This is a genomic window from Hyphomonas atlantica corrig., assembly GCF_000682715.1.
Lineage (GTDB): Bacteria > Pseudomonadota > Alphaproteobacteria > Caulobacterales > Hyphomonadaceae > Hyphomonas > Hyphomonas atlantica.
Genome location: NZ_AWFH01000023.1, coordinates 152,945 through 169,435, shown reverse-complemented (window position 1 = coordinate 169,435; position 16,491 = coordinate 152,945). Strand labels below are relative to the sequence as shown.

General features: G+C 59.8%; 19 protein-coding genes. 16 read left to right on the top strand and 3 right to left on the bottom strand.

Going from position 1 to position 16,491, the window contains the following annotated elements; genetic code table 11:
• Positions 1-104: 104 nt before the first annotated feature.
• The 3 genes from folP to folK are packed head-to-tail and all read left to right on the top strand — an operon-like array spanning position 105 to position 1,820.
• A complete protein-coding gene (gene folP / locus HY36_RS10775; protein ID WP_035552363.1) occupies positions 105-941 on the top strand; it encodes a dihydropteroate synthase in 837 nt (278 codons plus the stop codon).
• The gene (gene folB, locus HY36_RS10770) at positions 938-1,303 is read left to right on the top strand and encodes a dihydroneopterin aldolase (RefSeq protein ID WP_035552361.1); all 366 of its coding nucleotides are present in this window, start codon (positions 938-940) and stop codon (positions 1,301-1,303) included. Before folP ends, folB begins: the two co-directional genes overlap by 4 nt.
• Positions 1,296-1,820, top strand: coding sequence for a 2-amino-4-hydroxy-6-hydroxymethyldihydropteridine diphosphokinase (gene folK, locus HY36_RS10765; RefSeq protein ID WP_081806151.1), 525 nt, complete (start codon positions 1,296-1,298; stop codon positions 1,818-1,820). Before folB ends, folK begins: the two co-directional genes overlap by 8 nt.
• Here the strand turns inward: folK and HY36_RS10760 are convergent.
• The 3 genes from HY36_RS10760 to HY36_RS10750 are packed head-to-tail and all read right to left on the bottom strand — an operon-like array spanning position 1,817 to position 4,722.
• Entirely contained in the window at positions 1,817-3,235 is a 1,419-nt protein-coding gene (locus HY36_RS10760; RefSeq protein ID WP_035552358.1) for an NAD(P)(+) transhydrogenase (Re/Si-specific) subunit beta, read from the bottom strand. The two genes, folK and HY36_RS10760, sit on opposite strands and share 4 nt — an antisense overlap.
• Positions 3,236-3,238: 3 nt before the next feature.
• Complete coding sequence (locus HY36_RS10755) at positions 3,239-3,604, bottom strand: proton-translocating transhydrogenase family protein (protein WP_081806150.1); 366 nt, start codon at positions 3,602-3,604, stop codon at positions 3,239-3,241.
• Positions 3,601-4,722 (bottom strand): Re/Si-specific NAD(P)(+) transhydrogenase subunit alpha, encoded by a 1,122-nt coding sequence (locus HY36_RS10750; RefSeq protein WP_035552601.1) that lies wholly within the window; start codon positions 4,720-4,722, stop codon positions 3,601-3,603. Before HY36_RS10750 ends, HY36_RS10755 begins: the two co-directional genes overlap by 4 nt.
• A 59-nt stretch (positions 4,723-4,781) precedes the next feature.
• On the opposite strand from HY36_RS10750, the gene HY36_RS10745 reads away from it, so the two are divergent.
• The 13 genes from HY36_RS10745 to HY36_RS10685 all read left to right on the top strand — a co-directional run bounded on the left by HY36_RS10745 (position 4,782) and on the right by HY36_RS10685 (position 16,438).
• The gene (locus tag HY36_RS10745) at positions 4,782-5,549 is read left to right on the top strand and encodes an SDR family NAD(P)-dependent oxidoreductase (protein WP_035552356.1); all 768 of its coding nucleotides are present in this window, start codon (positions 4,782-4,784) and stop codon (positions 5,547-5,549) included.
• A gap of 86 nt (positions 5,550-5,635) precedes the next feature.
• Positions 5,636-5,878, top strand: coding sequence for a hypothetical protein (locus tag HY36_RS10740; RefSeq protein ID WP_035552353.1), 243 nt, complete (start codon positions 5,636-5,638; stop codon positions 5,876-5,878).
• Between the two features lie 72 nt (positions 5,879-5,950).
• Entirely contained in the window at positions 5,951-6,211 is a 261-nt protein-coding gene (locus HY36_RS10735; RefSeq protein ID WP_035552351.1) for a hypothetical protein, read from the top strand.
• 115 nt (positions 6,212-6,326) lie between these two features.
• The gene (gene galU / locus HY36_RS10730; RefSeq protein WP_035552350.1) at positions 6,327-7,208 is read left to right on the top strand and encodes a UTP--glucose-1-phosphate uridylyltransferase GalU; all 882 of its coding nucleotides are present in this window, start codon (positions 6,327-6,329) and stop codon (positions 7,206-7,208) included.
• A 46-nt stretch (positions 7,209-7,254) separates the two neighbouring features.
• Positions 7,255-8,241 (top strand): threonine ammonia-lyase, encoded by a 987-nt coding sequence (locus tag HY36_RS10725; RefSeq protein WP_035552347.1) that lies wholly within the window; start codon positions 7,255-7,257, stop codon positions 8,239-8,241.
• 189 nt (positions 8,242-8,430) lie between these two features.
• Positions 8,431-9,318, top strand: a complete 888-nt coding sequence (cpaB, locus tag HY36_RS10720; protein ID WP_162175986.1) for a Flp pilus assembly protein CpaB — start codon at positions 8,431-8,433, stop codon at positions 9,316-9,318.
• On the top strand, positions 9,318-10,616 hold the full coding sequence (locus HY36_RS10715; RefSeq protein ID WP_051602706.1) for a type II and III secretion system protein family protein: 1,299 nt from the start codon (positions 9,318-9,320) through the stop codon (positions 10,614-10,616). Before cpaB ends, HY36_RS10715 begins: the two co-directional genes overlap by 1 nt.
• A gap of 1 nt (position 10,617) precedes the next feature.
• Positions 10,618-10,884: a hypothetical protein gene (locus HY36_RS10710; RefSeq protein WP_035552342.1), complete on the top strand. Its 267-nt coding sequence runs from the start codon at positions 10,618-10,620 to the stop codon at positions 10,882-10,884.
• On the top strand, positions 10,884-12,107 hold the full coding sequence (locus HY36_RS10705) for an AAA family ATPase (protein ID WP_035552339.1): 1,224 nt from the start codon (positions 10,884-10,886) through the stop codon (positions 12,105-12,107). Before HY36_RS10710 ends, HY36_RS10705 begins: the two co-directional genes overlap by 1 nt.
• Before the next feature lie 38 nt (positions 12,108-12,145).
• The gene (locus HY36_RS10700; protein ID WP_348764108.1) at positions 12,146-13,495 is read left to right on the top strand and encodes a CpaF family protein; all 1,350 of its coding nucleotides are present in this window, start codon (positions 12,146-12,148) and stop codon (positions 13,493-13,495) included.
• A gap of 15 nt (positions 13,496-13,510) precedes the next feature.
• The gene (locus tag HY36_RS10695) at positions 13,511-14,494 is read left to right on the top strand and encodes a type II secretion system F family protein (RefSeq protein WP_241764190.1); all 984 of its coding nucleotides are present in this window, start codon (positions 13,511-13,513) and stop codon (positions 14,492-14,494) included.
• Between the two features lie 13 nt (positions 14,495-14,507).
• Positions 14,508-15,431, top strand: coding sequence for a type II secretion system F family protein (locus HY36_RS10690; RefSeq protein WP_051602705.1), 924 nt, complete (start codon positions 14,508-14,510; stop codon positions 15,429-15,431).
• 47 nt (positions 15,432-15,478) lie between these two features.
• Complete coding sequence (locus tag HY36_RS10685; protein ID WP_035552333.1) at positions 15,479-16,438, top strand: acetyl-CoA carboxylase carboxyltransferase subunit alpha; 960 nt, start codon at positions 15,479-15,481, stop codon at positions 16,436-16,438.
• Positions 16,439-16,491: the final 53 nt, after the last annotated feature.

Below are 16,491 nucleotides of genomic sequence, written 5' to 3'. Positions count from 1 at the left end.
GTTATCTTACCCAAAAACCCTGAAAGTGCGGGGGATTGCGACAGCTGGATCATTGTTTGACGAAAGCGCACCGGCTAAGCCTTCGGCCCAGAAAGGATGCGCTGATGGACAGGGACACGCGAATTGCGGTTCGGGACCGGTTGCTGGCACGTCTTAGAACGGGCGACCCGCTGATCATGGGCATCCTCAATGTGACGCCCGATTCCTTTTCAGATGGCGGCGTGCACGACTCCCTTGCGCGCGCCCTCTCCCATGCCGAGCAAATGCGGATCGAGGGTGCGGACATTCTGGACATTGGCGGCGAGTCAACCCGGCCGGGCGGCGAAGCAGTTAGCCTGGAGGATGAATGGGCGCGTGTTGCCGAGCCGATCGCCCGACTTGCCTCAGAGGAGGCGTTGCCGGTCTCGATCGATACCTACAAGGCAGAGATCGTCCGACGCGCGGCCGAGGCTGGCGCGGTGCTGGCCAATGATGTCTGGGGCATGACCCGTGATGCGCAAATGGCCGACGCCGTGGCAGAGACCGAGAGCCTTGTGTGCATCACTTATAATCGCGGCGCGATAAATGCCGACATCGATCTACGCCAGGATATGGCCGACTTTATCGGACGCGCTTTCGAGAGCGCTGATCGCGCAGGCATTCCGCGCGCGCACATCCTGCTGGATCCCGGTGTCGGCTTTTCCAAGACATACGAGCAGAATTTCGAGGTTCTCGCCCATCTGGGTGTGATGGTGGAGACCGGCTGTCCGGTGCTGGTGGGGGTCTCGCGCAAATCCTTTATCGGCCGCCTGACAGGCAATCCTGTCGGAGAGCGGCTTGTCGGCACGCTTGCGGCGGGCCTCGATAGCGTCTACCGGGGCGCGACAATTCTTCGAGTGCATGATGTGGCGGCCCACCGCGAGGCGCTCGACATGTATCAGGCCATCAGGAGTGCCAAGTGACCGACCGTATCTTCGTTACCAATCTCTGCCTCCACGGCTTCCACGGCGTCCACAAGGCGGAGAAATCCCTCGGGCAGAAATTCTTCATCGACATCGACTGCCGCCTTGGGCAGCCCGCCACTTCGACCGACCTGATGGAAGAGACGGTCCATTATGGCGAGGTCTGTGATCTGGCGGAGGAATTGTCCGGCAAGACCGTGTTCAATCTGATCGAAACCTTCGCCGAGCGCATCGCGGATGCCATCCTGCAGAAGTGGGACATTGTGGAAGAGGTCACCGTGACCGTGCGCAAGCCCTCCGCGCCGATCCGGCATCTGGTGGACCATGTCGGCGTGTCCATCACGCGGGCCCGCAATGGCTGAGGCGGCGCTTGGTCTCGGCACCAATCTGGGTGACCGGGAGGCGGCGCTGTCACGCGCTGTGGCGCTGCTGGAGCAGATGCCGGGCATTGAGGTGACCGCAATCTCCGGCCTCTATGCCAGCGCGCCCTGGGGCGTTGAAGACCAACCGGACTTTCTCAATCTCTGCCTGCTCATTGAAACCGATCTCGGACCGATGCAGTTGCTCCATGCCTGCAAGGCCGTTGAGGCGGAGCTGGGGCGTCAGGCGCGTGAGCGCTGGGGCCCGCGCGAAATGGATTTGGATGTGCTGCTGATGCCCGGTGTGGAGATGGATACCGAGACCCTTGCCATTCCTCATCCACGCATGCAGGAGCGCCGTTTCGTGATGGAGCCACTGGCGGAGATTGCGCCGGATTGGGGGCTGGATGGCGAGACCGTGGAATGCAGAACGGCCGCCCTCAAACAGAGAGCGGCCGATCAGATTTGCGAGCGGGACGATTCAGCGACGCGCCGCTTCGCTGAGCTCAGAGCCCGCTAGAGGTTCTTCACGATATCCTCGACCATTTTCTTCGCGTCTGCGAGCAGCATCATTGTGTTGTCACGGAAGAAAAGCTCGTTCTGGATGCCGGCATAGCCGGAGCCCATGGAGCGCTTGATGAAGAGGACTGTGCCGGCGTTTTCGACGTCCAGGACCGGCATGCCGTAGATCGGGCTGGTCGTGTCGGTCTTTGCGGCCGGGTTGGTCACATCATTCGCACCGATGACGAACGCGACTTCGGAATTGCGGAAGTCCGAATTGATGTCTTCCAGTTCGAAGACTTCGTCATAAGGCACCTGCGCCTCGGCCAGCAGGACGTTCATGTGACCCGGCATCCGGCCCGCAACGGGGTGGATGGCGTATTTCACTTCGACGCCTTCTTCCTTCAGCTTGTCGGCCATCTCCTTCAGCGCGTGCTGGGCTTGTGCCACCGCCATGCCGTAGCCGGGCACGATGATGACCTTGGAGGCGTTCTTCATGATGAAGGCCGCATCTTCGGCCGAGCCGCGCTTGAACGGACGGTCGGCATCTGCACCGGCCGCACCCGCGGCCGCATCGTCGCCGCCAAAGCCGCCGAGGATGACCGAGATAAAGCTGCGGTTCATGCCCTTACACATGATGTAGGACAGGATCGCCCCGGACGAGCCGACGAGTGCGCCGGTGATGATCAGGGCGAAATTGCCGAGCGTGAAGCCCAGCGCCGCTGCAGCCCAACCCGAATAGGAGTTCAGCATGGACACGACGACCGGCATGTCCGCGCCGCCAATCGGGATGATCAGCGTGATGCCGAGGATCAGCGCGAGGACCGTAAGCCCCCAGAAGGCCCATTGGGCCTGGCCATGCGTCTGGATCAGAACGACCAGCAGCGCCACGATGCCGACACCGATCAGGATGTTCAGCAGGTGACGGGCCGGTAGCATGATGGGCGCGCCGGACATGTTGCCGTTCAGCTTCGCAAACGCGATCAGCGAGCCGGTAAAGGTCAGGGCACCAATGGCGGAGCCGAGACCGAGTTCGATGAGCGATGCGGCCTTGATGCCTTCGAGGCCCGCAATGCCGAAGCTGATGGGCGAGTACAGCGCCGCAGCCGCCACGAGCACGGCGGCGAGGCCGACGAGACTGTGGAAGGCAGCGACCAGCTGCGGCATGTCCGTCATCGGGATCTTGCGGGCGATGATTGCGCCGATCGTGCCGCCGATGGCGACGCCGCCGAGGATCAGGCCCCAGGTTTCAAGATCAAGCTGGTTCCAGACGAGGGCCAGCGTGGTCGCCACAGCGATGGCCATGCCGATCATGCCATTGCGGTTGCCCGCGCGGCTGGTGGCTGGGCTGGAAAGGCCGCGCAGGGCCAGGATGAAGAGGATGCCGGCAACGAGATAGAGCAGCGGCGCCCAAGTGGTTTGGAAGGAGTCCATGTCTTAGTCCCCCTTCTTCTTGTACATGGCCAGCATGCGCTGGGTGACGAGGAAGCCGCCGAAGATGTTCACGCTGGCGAGGATCACGGCGACCGTGCCGAGGGTCTTGGAAACCCAATTGTCGGAGCTGAGGCCGACCGTGGCAGCCGCGACGAGCGCGCCGACAATGATTACGGATGAAATGGCGTTCGTCACAGCCATCAAAGGCGTGTGCAGGGCCGGCGTCACCGACCAGACAACATAATAGCCGACAAAGCATGCCAGGGCGAAGATCGCGGCGAGGAAGACTGTGGAGTCGATGCCACCGGCATCTGCGAAGGCGGGCAGCGCGAAGCTGGCCGCTGAAAGCGTCAGGAGTGCGCGCTTCATGATTGGATCCTTTCGTTCACCGTCGCACCATTGCGCGTTAGCAGCATGGCGGTGACGATTTCGTCTTCGGTGTCGAGATTGAGGCTGCCATCCTCGGCTGTGACCAGCGGCAGGAAGGCGACAAGGTTCTTGGCGTACAGGGACGAGGCATCTGCCGGGAGGCGAGCGGGCAGGTTGGAGAACCCGGCCACTTTCACGCCATTCACGTCAACAACTTCATCCGGCTTGGACAGCGGGCAGTTGCCACCCTGGCTGACCGCCATGTCCACGATGACCGCACCCGGCTTCATCGTTTTCACCATGTCTTCAGTCACCAGGACCGGCGCGGCGCGGCCCGGAATCAGGGCGGTCGTGATGACGATGTCCTGTTTGGCAATGTGGCTGGCCGTGAGTTCGGCCTGCTTTGCTTGGTATTCTGGTGACATCTGCTTGGCGTAACCGCCCGCAGTTTCAGCCGCCTTGAATTCCTCATCCTCGACCGCGATGAATTTCGCGCCAAGCGAGGCTACTTGTTCTTTGGCAGCAGGGCGCACATCCGTGGCAGTCACGACTGCACCGAGACGGCGAGCGGTGGCGATGGCCTGGAGGCCGGCAACCCCAGCGCCCATGACGAATACCTTGGCCGGGGCAATCGTGCCCGCAGCGGTCATCATCATCGGCATGGCGCGGCCATAGGTCTGCGCGCCTTCAATGACAGCACGATAGCCCGCGAGGTTCGACTGGGACGACAGGGCGTCCATGCTTTGTGCGCGGGTAATGCGCGGGGTGAATTCCATGGACAGCGCCGCAATCTTTTTCCCGTTCAGCGGCGCAGCGTCCAGATTGGTGGGGTCCATCAGGGCGATCAGGGCGACACCTTCCGGCAGGGCACCGACTTCATCGGCTTCAGGTGCGCGCACCTTGAAGACAATGTCCGCACCCTTGGCCGCAGCCGACGCATCGGCTGCAATGGTGGCGCCCGCATCGGTGAAGCTGTCGTCAGGGAACCCTGCGACAGTGCCCGCTCCGGACTCGATTGTGACAGAGTGGCCAGAGGCCACCAGCTTCTTGACGGTTTCTGGTGTAGCCGCCACACGGGTCTCACCAGCTCGTCGTTCCCTCAGCACAGATATTTTCATAACGCTGGGATAGAGGAAAAATATTGCGGCGCGCAATACGAAATTTTGCATCGGAGGGCATGAGATTGTTGAGTTTAGCTAATAAGACCGCATTGGTAACAGGTGCGTCGAGCGGATTGGGCCGTCATTTTGCCGGTGTATTGGCGGATGCAGGTGCGTATGTCGTGTTGGCGGCGCGTCGTCTTGATAAGCTGGAAGAGGTTGCCGGAGAGATTCAGCAGCGAGGCGGGAAAGCCCTTCCGGTCGAAATGGATGTCACCTCCGAAGATAGCGTGACGGGCGCGTTTGCGGAGATTCGCGAGGCGTTGGGCCGCCCGTGCGACGTGATCGTGAATAATTCAGGCATGTCACGTGAGGGGTGGTATTGGGATATGCCGGAAAAGGACTGGGACACGGTGATCGAGACCAACCTGACCGGTGTCTGGCGCGTGGCGAAATACGCGACAAAAGCGATGATGCAGGCAGAGGTCAAAGGATCGATCATCAATATCGCATCCATTACCGCACTGCGCCCATCGAACATGATCTCGGCATATTCTGCATCCAAAGCCGCGGTGGACCATTTGACCCGCACGATGGCGCTGGAAGCGGCGCGGCACGGAATTCGCGTGAACGCCATCGCGCCGGGCTATTTCAAAACCGCGATCAACGACGAGTTCCTCGACTCCGAAGCGGGCCAGCGCATGGCAAAACGAGTGCCGATGCGGCGGTTTGGAAACTACGAGGAGTTGAACGCGCCGCTGCTTCTTCTCGCGTCGGAAGAGGGTAGTTACATGACCGGATCCACCCTCGTTGTGGATGGTGGGCATTCTCTTAGCCCGCTTTAAGCTTGCGTTTTTCTCAACAGGGGGTATAGCGCGCGTCTTCCGCGTTGGAAGACTGGTTTCTGCATCGTTAAGGATGACGTCGCGCCATGCTCAAAGAGATCTTGTCCACCGGTGTCGCAATCGCGATTTCAGGCAGCTTTTCCGCATCAGCGACGACGCGCAATGATGGCGTTCAGTCTGTTACCTCTACGAGCGAAACAAGTCAGTCACGCATGACCACGTTTGTCGTGCTGCCCGATGCCGAATCTGAGAGCACATTGCGGTGCGACCGGGGATTCGAAGTGCCGAATGGCGGTGTTTTTTGCGGACCGATCGCGGATTGGCATTAACTCAATTGCTTTCTGTTAGGTAACGGTTAGGTCTCGCCTGTTACACTCTACCTAAAGGCGTGGAGTATTCAGATGGCCCTACCGAAGGAAAAACCGGAAGAGACCGAAAAAGTAGAGCGTCGCGTATCGTCTCAGTCGCGTGGACAGGTTTCGCGTGGTGGCGAGGATTACGTCGCAACGCCGTCACCGGCCCGTCGCCTGCAATCATTGCTCGAATCGGAATTGCAGGTGCACCGCGCGCCGTCAGTGAAGAGCTCGCTGACCATGATCCTCGTTTTGTCACTTGCTTGTAGTGTTGCCGCGTTAAGCCTGTTCAATCTCGGTCTGAACTAGGATTTAGCGGCACTTTCTTGTGCCAGATTAACGACATCTAAGGCTCAGCACGGCTACACCCTTGTCAAAAGGGGCTGTGGGCCCTTGTGTTGAGCATCAAGGAGCTTCTTGTTTCATGCGCGTAAGAAAAGCTGTTCTTCCAGTGGCCGGTTTCGGCACCCGGGTCTTGCCGGCGACCAAGGCCACCCCGAAAGAAATGCTGCCGGTTGTTGACCGTCCTGCCATCCAGTACGTCGTCGATGAGGCTCTGGAAGCGGGGATTGAGCACATTGTCTTCGTTACCGGCCGGAACAAAGGCGCGATCGAGGACTATTTCGACATCGCCTACGAACTCGAAGAAGCTCTGAAAGCCAAAGGCAAGGACGCGATCCTGCAGCAGGTAAATGAGACGACTTTGCCGGCGGGCTCAGCCAGCTTTGTTCGCCAGCAGTCGCCGCTCGGTCTGGGGCATGCGGTATGGTGTGCGAAAGATATCGTCGGCGATGAGCCGTTTGCCGTGCTCTTGCCGGATGTCCTGGTGAAGGGTAGCCCATCCTGCCTCGCGCAGATGGTGTCGGCCTATGACAAGGTCGGCGGCAATGTTATCGCTGTGGACCAGGTGCCAATGGAGCGTGTGTCGTCCTATGGCGTGATCGCACCGAAGGAAGGTGGCCGCGATGGTCGCCTGATCGAGATGACCGGCATGGTGGAAAAGCCGCCAGTTGCCGATGCGCCCTCCAATCTCAAAATTACGGGTCGGTATATCCTGCAGCCGGAAATCTTCGAGCTGCTTGAAAATCAGGGCAAGGGCGCAGGCGGTGAGATCCAGCTGACAGATGCCATGGATCGCCTGATGGAAACCCAGTCCTTCTATGCTTACGAGTTTGAAGGGCAGGATTACGATTGCGGGTCCAAGATTGGATATTTCGAAGCCGTGCTGGGATACGCGCTCGACAATGATGAAATCGGCGATGAAGCCAAGGCGGTTGCCAAGGCGATGCTCGACAAATTGTCGTAAGCCCCACTGGATTGCAGGCCGGGCCGGTTCGGTCTAGGCCTGCGCCATGACCACGCAAACTCTCCCGACTTTTGATGACGTGCTTGCCGCGCATGAGCGCGTGCAACATGTGGTGCGCGAGACACCGGTTCTGACGCACAAGGCGCTTGATGACATGTCGGGCGCGGAACTGTTCATCAAGGCTGAGTGCCTTCAGGTGACAGGCAGCTTCAAGATCCGCGGAGCGATGAACCGCCTTGCGCAAATTCCTCAAGCCCGGCGCGCCGCAGGCGTTGTCGCATTTTCATCCGGCAATCATGCGCAGGGTGTCGCGAGGGCTGCGCGGCTTCTGGATATGCCCGCCTTGATCGTGATGCCGTCCGATGCGCCGCGCATCAAGGTGGATGGTGTCGAGGCTGATGGTGCCGAGATCCATTTCTATGATCGGGATACGGAAAGCCGTGAGGAGATAGCTGCCCAGATTGCGGAAGCACGCGGCGCTATTGTCGTGCCGAGTTTCGATGATGCCGACATAATCGCCGGGCAGGGAACCGCCGGGCTGGAATTTGCCAGCCAGATGGCGGAGCGGGATGCGCCGCTGGACCATTTGATCTGCTGTGCCGGGGGCGGCGGACTGATTACGGGTATCGCGCTGGCTTTCGAGCAGATGTCGCCAAGTACGCGCATCTGGACAGCAGAACCGGAAAACCATGATGATTGGGCGCGCTCACTTGAAGCAAAGAAGATTGTCTCTAACGCGCCGGGCACGCGATCATTCTGTGATGCGATCCTGACGCCCGCGCCGGGAGATCTGACGTTTGCCCTGGGTTCGCGCTTGTTGAGCGGGGGCTTGCGCGCCAGCGACGCAGATGTGCGCAGCGCCATGCAATCTGCGTTTCGTTGCCTGAAGATCGTGGCTGAGCCGGGTGGCGCTGCAGCGCTGGCGGCCGCCTTGCATCATCTCCCGGAGGATGTGAAAGGCAAGCGTGTTGGCGTGATGGTTACGGGCGGGAATGTCGATCCGCAGATGTTTGCCGAGATTCTGACAGCATAAGTCGGATCAAGCCTTAACATACACGGGCAAAGCGTTAATCCGTTCGCGGCGGAAATCATTGTCGCATGGTTAATGCGCTCTTCTGATCCCGGTTAAGATTTTTCAACAGGTCTTCAAGAGACCTTATCGCCTAGCGATTAATCATGAATGCTGATGAGGGCGCAAAATGCGCGCGTGAGGGCATTCAGAATGAAGCTGGCACCGATAATAAGTCTTGGCCTGTCCGCGGTATTGGGGATCGCGGCTGTGTTCCTTGGCCGCTACTACATGACAAATGAATCCAATGACGTGGCTGCGCAGGTCAGTGCACCCACAATCGAAATGGCGTCCGTGCTGGTCGCGTCCGCAGCCATCGAGCCAGGTGAGCAGGTCAGCGCCAGCAATGTGAAAACGCTCAACTGGCCAGCCACGTCCATTCCGGAAGGCACTCTTGGCCGCAAATCCGATCTGGAAACGGCGCTTTATGCGCGCGGCCTGATCTTGCCCGGCGAGCCGATCCTGCTTGAGAAGCTGGACGCAGAGGCAAATACGGTGACGCTCGCAGCCGCCATTGAGCCGGGCATGCGTGCTGTCTCTATCACGGTACGGAGTGATACTGGCGTGTCCGGCTTTGTGCTGCCGGGGGACCGCGTCGACGTCAATGAGTTTATCGAGGCAGAGCCCGGCCAGTCAGCGGCCACGCTGGGCGGCGAAGCGGTACGTGTCAACAGCCGCCTGATTGCCCGTCCTATCCTGAAAAATGTCAAGGTCCTGGCGATTGACCAGACCTTCGAGCCGGGCCTGGAAGGGGCGCGCCCGTCGAGCACGGTGACGCTGGAAGTAACGCAGGATGGTGCGTTGCGCCTTGGTGCAGCCGGCGTTCAGGGCAGCCTTGGTCTGGCGCTCATAGGGCGTGCAGAGAAGGCCGAAGTCATTACCGAAGTGAAAGCCGATCCGGCACCGCGCAAGGCGGTCGTTCGCCGCGCAGCTCCCCGCCCTGCAACAACAGCAAATGTGCGCGTAATCAATGGTGACAAAGAGACACTGGTAACCGCGCCTGTATCGAAACCAATACTGCTGACTGAGGAGCCGAGCTGATGAGCAAGATCACCTACGCCATCCTCCTGCTGATGATTGCAATCGTGGCCGTCGCCCCGGCAGATGCGTGGACTGAACGTACGAGCGCGGCCGACGCGCAAATCCTTGTGCTTCAAAAGGGCCGATCCACAGTGATTGAGGCTGACGAAGCGTTTTCGACGCTTGTCGTGGCGGATCCTGACATTGCCGAGGCAATGGCGACGTCAAATCGCTCTTTCTTTTTGCGCGGCAAGATTCCCGGCGCGACGACTGTGCTGATCTACAACGCAGCTGGCGAAATTTCAGAACTCATTGATGTCGAGGTCGAGCTCAGCCTGGATGAGCTGCGCACTGACCTTGGCAATCTTTTGCCGGGGGAGCGGATCGACGTGTATCCTGTGCATGACGGCATCTTTCTTGATGGCAAGCTGACAACCGCCGCCGCCGCAGACATGGCCGTTCAGGTGGCTGAGCGCTATGTGCCGGGCGGCGTGGCAAATGGCCTGTCAGTGGGTCAGAGCCAGCAGGTCCTGCTGGAAGTGCGCTTCCTTGAAGCCAGCCGCAGCGCCGTGAAGGAAATTGGTTTTGGCAATACGATGGACGGTCGGGATGCCGTCGCCGTGACAGAACCATCGACCGTTTCGGGGCTAGCCTCCAAGACGGTGGCGCTGTTCACGAATGTCGGCGGCGAGAATATCGACATCGAGCTTCGCGCCCTTGAAGAGAAGGGTATCGTGCGTACGCTGGCAGAGCCGAACCTTGTGGCACTGTCCGGCGATACGGCGAGCTTCCTTGCAGGGGGTGAGTTTCCGATCCCGGTTGCGGCGGAAGACGGTCAGATCACGGTTGAGTTCAAGAAGTTCGGCGTCAGCCTGGACTTCATGCCTACTGTGCTGGGCGACGGGCTGGTGAATTTGCGCGTGCGGCCGGAAGTGTCCCAGCTGGACCGAAACAATGGCATCCGCGCGGCGGATGTTGAAATTCCTGGCATCTCCGTGCGCCGCGCCGACACGACGGTGGAGCTGCATGATGGCCAGGCCTTCGCCATCGCAGGCCTGTTGCAAAATGACTATTCCAATGATGTGCGCCAGACGCCGTGGTTGGGAAACATTCCCGTGCTCGGCTCGCTATTCTCGTCGAAGCGCTACCAGCGTCAGGAAAGCGAGTTGGTAATCATCATCACGCCGCGCCTGGTACAGCCCGCGCCGCATCCTGCCTTGCTACGCAATCCGCTCGATGCATTTGCGGAGCCTACAGAAGAAGAGCTGTTCCTGCTGAACCAGACGGCCATCGTCCCCGCGACCGAAGAGGGTTACTGATATGACCAGAGTCAGGATTGTGTGCGTTCTTCTCGCAGCCGCGGGCGTGGTTGGCTGTGCAAGCCATGACCATCAGGACACCTATTTGCTTGGTGGAGCGAATGCCGCAAATATCGCGACCCATTCGATCCGCGATGTTGAGCTGAGCAATTCCAAGACCGTGGAATCCAATTCGGGGCTGCGCGCCGCGAATGCGGTGAAGGCCTTGAACGAAGGCAAGACGCGGGAACTCAGAGACTCTTCTGTCAGTGCGTCAGGGGGAAGCTGATGTCGGGATCTGAACGCAAACATGAGAGCGAAACCGGTCGGGCACCTGCTGCAATGCCAATTCCTGCGATTGCGGCACTGGCCAGCACAGAACGCCTGGAGCAGCTGAAATCCATCTGTCGGAATGTCGTTGACCTGTCCCCGATGGACCCGGCTCAAATCGTGGAGACATTCGGCGGCGCCTTGATCCTTCTGGAGCATGGCGTGCCTGGTGCGGAGCAGATTGTTCTGGGGCTGGCTGTCGACAAACCGGACAGCGCGGTTCTGATGGTCTCCGACAGTCTTCCAGTCCATATCGTACGGGCGTTGATGAAGATTGAGGCGTCCGACATTTTGCCTTCTGATGCGGGCGCGGGCGATGTGCTGGACTCAATTGATCGCATTCGCGCAGCGGCTGAAGCGATTGAGACAAAGCCTGAAGAACCGGCATCTGCAGTCTGCTGGGCGTTTCGTGGGGCGGTTGGTGGGGCCGGAGTTTCGACGTTGGCAATCGAAAGCGCATTTGCGATTTGTGAGAAAGTCGGACCCGGCAAGGTCTGCCTCGTCGATCTGAACGTTGCTGACGGTATGGTCAGTTCATTTCTGGAAGCGGTGCCAAAGCTGGATCTGGCGGCACTTTCCGCTGCGCCAGAGCGACTTGATGCGCGCTTGCTCGCGGCCTGGTGCTGGCAGCATGAGGATGGCGTTTCGACCATTTCCGCGCCGCGCAACCCGGACGCAGATGCGCTGGCCACCGAAGCAGCCATCCTGCGACTGCTGGATGTTGCCTGTGCAGAATTCCCATTCGTGCTTGTGGACATGCCACGACACATGATGCCGTGGACGAAGCCTATTCTCGGCGCAGTTGATGAGGCAATCATCATCAGTGAGCTGACCGTTCCCAGCCTCCACGCGGCGGCTGACATGGCCCGCGAGGTCGACATGCTGCGCAGCCCTGACCGCAAGACCAAGCTGGTGCTGAACCGCATGTTCCCCAAGAAGCGGTTCCGCGCCGAGTTCGCCGTCGACAAGGCGGAGAAGGCGATTGAGCGGAGTATTGATGCAACAATCACATCCGATTGGGACGCTGCCAGAACAGCCGTCAATCTCGGCAAGCCCATTGCCGATGTGAAGCCCAAGAGCGCTTTGGTGGCGGACATCTCTGCGCTGGTCGACCGCCTTATGCCGGACGGTGTGCTCGCCGCCCACGTGCCGCAAATGCCTGCGCGGAGGAAAGCGTCATGAGCCGCTTCGGATTTTCCAATGCCGTCAAGAAGCCTGACATGGAGCAGGCGCCTCAGGTCACGCCCGAGGCAAGCACGCCAAAGCCTGCGCCGCAAATGGCGGCGGCTGATGCAAAGGCATTTGACCAGCTCGATGCAAAGCTGCGCATCCATGCCAAACTGATCGACGAACTCGACCTGTCTGCGCTCGACAAGATGGATGATGAAACGATGCGCCGCCGCGTGCGCGGTATCGTGTCGGAAATTATCAAGAAGGAAGAAATGGCGCTGTCCGCCGCTGAGGAAGCAAGTTTCGCAGACGCGGTGATGGACGAAATGACCGGTCTCGGGCCCATCGAGCCTTTGCTGAAGGACGACTCCATCGCGGATATCCTGATCAATGGCTGCAACCAAGTCTATGTTGAGCGCCACGGAAAGCTTCAACTGGCGCCTGTCAGGTTTGCTGACAATGACCATTTGCTTCGCATCGTTCAGCGCATCGTGGCGGCTGTGGGGCGTCGCGTGGACGAAAGCCAGCCCCTCGTCGATGCGCGTCTGCTGGACGGCAGCCGGGTGAACGCTGCCGTGTTGCCCATTGCCATTGACGGGCCACTTGTATCCATCCGGAAATTCTCGAAGTCGCCGCTGACCATGGAAAAGCTGGTTGGCTTTGGGGCGATCCCCCAGCCTGTTGCAGACTTCATTCTGGGCGCTGTGAAGTGTCGCGCGTCGACCGTCATTTCAGGCGGTACGGGCTCGGGAAAAACGACGCTGCTCAATGCGCTGTCCGCTGCGATCAGCCCGGACGAGCGTCTGATCACGATTGAGGATGCCGCTGAGCTGCAACTTCAGCAGCCGCACGTGGCGCGCATGGAAACCCGGCCGCCAAATATTGAAGGCAAAGGAGAGATTCGCCAGCGTGAACTCGTCAAGAATGCGCTGCGCATGCGTCCGGACCGGGTGATCCTGGGCGAGGTGCGCTCTGAAGAGGCCTTCGACATGCTGCAGGCCATGAATACGGGTCATGAAGGCTCCATGGCGACAATCCACGCCAACAACCCGCGTGACGCGCTGACCCGTCTGGAGCAGATGGTGATGATGGGCGGCATGAAGATATCGGAAACAGCCATCCGTGGTCAGATTGCCTCGGCCGTGAACTTCATCGTTCAGGCCACGCGCTTGTCAGATGGTTCGCGGAAAGTAGTGTCGATATCGGAAGTGACCGGCATGGAAGGCGCGGTCGTGCAATTGCAGGAAATTTTCCGTTTCGAGCGCACTGGCACGACAGATGAGGGCAAGGTGCAAGGGCACTTCGCCGCCACTGGCCTGCGCCCGAAATTCCTGGATGAAATGGAGCGCCGCGGCGTTCACATGCCGGAGGGCATGTTCGACCCGTCGATGCGGTTCTAGGAGGCTGCGCGCCGCATGTCCTGGTTGCCAGACATCTCTCAGCTGAGCCTGACAATCCTGATCCCGGTCATCATGGCGATAGGGGCGGCTTTTCTGGCGATCCAGTCCGTTATGGGCCTGGTGACGGAGGCGCAGACCCGCCGGATTGTGAACAAGCGCCTTCAGTTCAAGGAGCGGTTTGAAACGACCAGTGAAGCGATGATCGAGCTGCGCAAGGCGCGGGGGCTGGACCGGGATGGAAATCTTTCCATGCCACTACAATGGTTCAACCAGCTGGTGGTCCGGTCAGGCCTGAAATTCCAGCCGCTCAAATGGTTCGGCATGTCTGCCGGGGCAGGACTGGTTGCCGCGCTTGCCTATTGGCGTTTCGTCGGCGGAGCCGGGCCTGCGCTCGGCATTGCGGCGGGCATCTTCCTGCTGGCGCCCATCATCGGCCTCAAGATCGTGGCGGGCGGTCGTATGAAGAAGATGTCCCAGCAATTGCCAGACGCATTGCAGATCGTCTGCCGAAGCCTTGAGGCGGGACACCCGGTTGCCACGGCCGTGGCGCTGGTCGCGCGGGAAATGCCGGACCCCATCGGCACAGAATTTGGCATGGCGGCGGATGAGGTCTCCTACGGTATGTCTCTGACAAACGCTGTGCAGCGCATGGCCGTGCGGGCAGGCGATCCGGATGTGGAGCTGTTCGTGGCGACGGTCCGTCTACAGGAAAAGACGGGGGGCAATCTCTGCGAATTGTTGAAAGCCAATGTCACAACCATCCGTGAACGCCAGACCATGCGCCTGAAGGTGAAGGCGGCGTCGTCGGAGGGGCGGGCCTCTGCCATGATCCTGACGTCAGCGCCGTTCATTGTCATGGCGGGTATCCACATGCTGCGGCCGGAATTTTATGGCGAAGTTATCGATGACCCGCTCGTGCGGGTTCTGTTTCCTGCTTTCTTCATCTGGCTGGCGATTGGCAATTTCGTCATGCGCAAGATGATCAATTTCAAGATGTAGGGGATACGGAGCAATGCCACTGACAGCCTCCACACTCTTGCCGATCCTCATGCTGGCCTTTGCCGGTGTCCTCGCCATGCCGGCGCTGCTGGCCTTTGGGCGCAGCTGGAAAGCCAAGGAAGACCTTGAGCGCCGGCTTGAGCGCAAGGACCAGAAGCCCGCCCGCGCCGAAGTTCGCAATGAAAGCCGCATTGGGCGTGCGGTGATCGGCCTGGCGAACAAGGCAACCCCATCGAACGAGGAGGCGGTCAGCCAGGTGCGCGCCAAACTGTTGCTGGCGGGATATACCAGCCCGACCTCCGTGGGTCGGTATTATATCGCGCGGATCGCTTGTGTGGTGGTGCCGCAAATCCTGCTTCTGCTCGCCTTGCCCTATCTGGGCGATGTGTCGAAACAAACCCTCCTGTTCGTCAGCATTGGCTTGTTGATTGCGGGCATTCTGGCGCCTGATGCCATCGTCTCCCGCAAGGCGGCTGCGAGGCAACAGCAATGCTCTGCGGGCTTTCCGGACATGATGGACCTGATGGTCGCTTGTGTGGAAGCTGGTCTCAGCCTTGATGCGTCTGTTCAGCGCGTTGGGGAGGAGCTGGAACTGCGTCATCCCATCATCGCGATGCATATGAAGACGCTGTCTCTGGAGCTGCGGGCAGGCAAGGCGCGCAAGAATGCGTGGCGCGCCTTTGCGGACCGGATGTGCATTGAAGAGGCGAGTTCTCTGGCCACAATGCTGCGTCAGGCCGAGGAAATGGGAACGAGTCTCGGGCAAACCTTGCGTGTTTTCTCGGCAGATATGCGTAAACGCCGGATCCTGATGGCGGAAGAAAAAGCGATGGCTTTGCCCGCGAAATTGACTTTGCCTTTGATTTTATTTGTTTTTCCGGTCCTATTGGGCGTTCTGATCACGCCTGCCGTCATCAAGCTTCAGGGCGCCCTTTAGTGAATTCGCGGCTAGGCGAGTCAGTGCTCCATTGCTAACTTGTACCCATGACCACGACATATCTTGATTTCGAAAAGCCCATTGCGGAGCTGGACGCGAAGATTTCCGAGCTGGAAGCGCTTGCTTCAAGCAAGGAAGGGCCCTCGATCACCGACGAGCTGAAGAAGCTCAAGGCGAAGTCGAACAAGCAGCTGAAGGATATGTATTCCGATCTCAGTGCCTGGCGGAAAACGCTGGTAGCGCGCCATCCGGATCGGCCGCATCTGTCCGACTTCATCGAGAACATTTTCGAGGATTTCGAAGAACTCGCGGGCGATCGCGTTTTCGGAAATGACGAAGCGATCGTTGGTGGCCTTGCCCGCTTCAAAGGGCGCCCGGTTGTGATCATGGGCCATGAAAAGGGCCGAACCATCGAGAAGCGCCTGAAGCACAATTTCGGCATGGCTCACCCAGAAGGCTACCGCAAGGCTGTGCGCCTGATGGATATGGCCGAGAAATTTGACCTGCCGGTACTCAGCTTCCCTGATACGCAAGGGGCATATCCCGGCAAGGGTGGCGAAGAGCGCGGCCAGGCCGAAGCGATCGCACGCGGAACCCAGCGCGGGCTTTCGCTTGGTGTGCCGTTCGTGACGCTGATCATCGGCGAAGGCATGTCCGGCGGTGCGATTGGCATTGCCGCGGCCAACAAGGTGCTGATGATGGAACACGCGATCTATTCCGTAATCTCGCCAGAGGGCTGCGCATCAATCCTGTACCGGGACGCTGCCAAGGCGAAGGAAGCCGCCGATGCGATGAAGATCACCGCGCCGGATTTGCTAAAGACCAAAGTCATTGACGGTGTGGTCAAGGAGCCAGTCGGCGGTGCGCATCGTGATCCGAAGCGGGCAATGGCTGCGGCGTCCAAGGCGCTGGAAGAAGCGCTGAAGGAACTGGACGGTCTCAGTCCGTCAGAGCTGCGCGCGCAACGCCGGGAACGCTTTTACGCAATCGGCCGCGAAGGTATCTGATCCGGCTTGCATTGCCGTGCAAGGCGCTTCACGCTCTCCCAAAAATACAAGGG

Bases quoted from the DNA above. Each gene is read 5' to 3' on its own strand.
- HY36_RS10750 (WP_035552601.1), bottom strand. From the start codon at position 4,722: ATGAAAATATCTGTGCTGAGGGAACGACGAGCTGGTGAGACCCGTGTG.
- HY36_RS10725 (WP_035552347.1), top strand. From the start codon at position 7,255: ATGACCACGCAAACTCTCCCGACTTTTGATGACGTGCTTGCCGCGCAT.
- HY36_RS10715 (WP_051602706.1), top strand. From the start codon at position 9,318: ATGAGCAAGATCACCTACGCCATCCTCCTGCTGATGATTGCAATCGTG.
- HY36_RS10705 (WP_035552339.1), top strand. From the start codon at position 10,884: ATGTCGGGATCTGAACGCAAACATGAGAGCGAAACCGGTCGGGCACCT.
- HY36_RS10690 (WP_051602705.1), top strand. From the start codon at position 14,508: ATGCCACTGACAGCCTCCACACTCTTGCCGATCCTCATGCTGGCCTTT.
- HY36_RS10685 (WP_035552333.1), top strand. From the start codon at position 15,479: ATGACCACGACATATCTTGATTTCGAAAAGCCCATTGCGGAGCTGGAC.
- HY36_RS10755 (WP_081806150.1), bottom strand. From the start codon at position 3,604: ATGAAGCGCGCACTCCTGACGCTTTCAGCGGCCAGCTTCGCGCTGCCC.
- HY36_RS10700 (WP_348764108.1), top strand. From the start codon at position 12,146: ATGGAGCAGGCGCCTCAGGTCACGCCCGAGGCAAGCACGCCAAAGCCT.
- HY36_RS10745 (WP_035552356.1), top strand. From the start codon at position 4,782: ATGAGATTGTTGAGTTTAGCTAATAAGACCGCATTGGTAACAGGTGCG.
- HY36_RS10740 (WP_035552353.1), top strand. From the start codon at position 5,636: ATGCTCAAAGAGATCTTGTCCACCGGTGTCGCAATCGCGATTTCAGGC.
- folP (WP_035552363.1), top strand. From the start codon at position 105: ATGGACAGGGACACGCGAATTGCGGTTCGGGACCGGTTGCTGGCACGT.
- HY36_RS10695 (WP_241764190.1), top strand. From the start codon at position 13,511: ATGTCCTGGTTGCCAGACATCTCTCAGCTGAGCCTGACAATCCTGATC.
- cpaB (WP_162175986.1), top strand. From the start codon at position 8,431: ATGAAGCTGGCACCGATAATAAGTCTTGGCCTGTCCGCGGTATTGGGG.
- galU (WP_035552350.1), top strand. From the start codon at position 6,327: ATGCGCGTAAGAAAAGCTGTTCTTCCAGTGGCCGGTTTCGGCACCCGG.
- folK (WP_081806151.1), top strand. From the start codon at position 1,296: ATGGCTGAGGCGGCGCTTGGTCTCGGCACCAATCTGGGTGACCGGGAG.
- HY36_RS10710 (WP_035552342.1), top strand. From the start codon at position 10,618: ATGACCAGAGTCAGGATTGTGTGCGTTCTTCTCGCAGCCGCGGGCGTG.
- HY36_RS10760 (WP_035552358.1), bottom strand. From the start codon at position 3,235: ATGGACTCCTTCCAAACCACTTGGGCGCCGCTGCTCTATCTCGTTGCC.
- HY36_RS10735 (WP_035552351.1), top strand. From the start codon at position 5,951: ATGGCCCTACCGAAGGAAAAACCGGAAGAGACCGAAAAAGTAGAGCGT.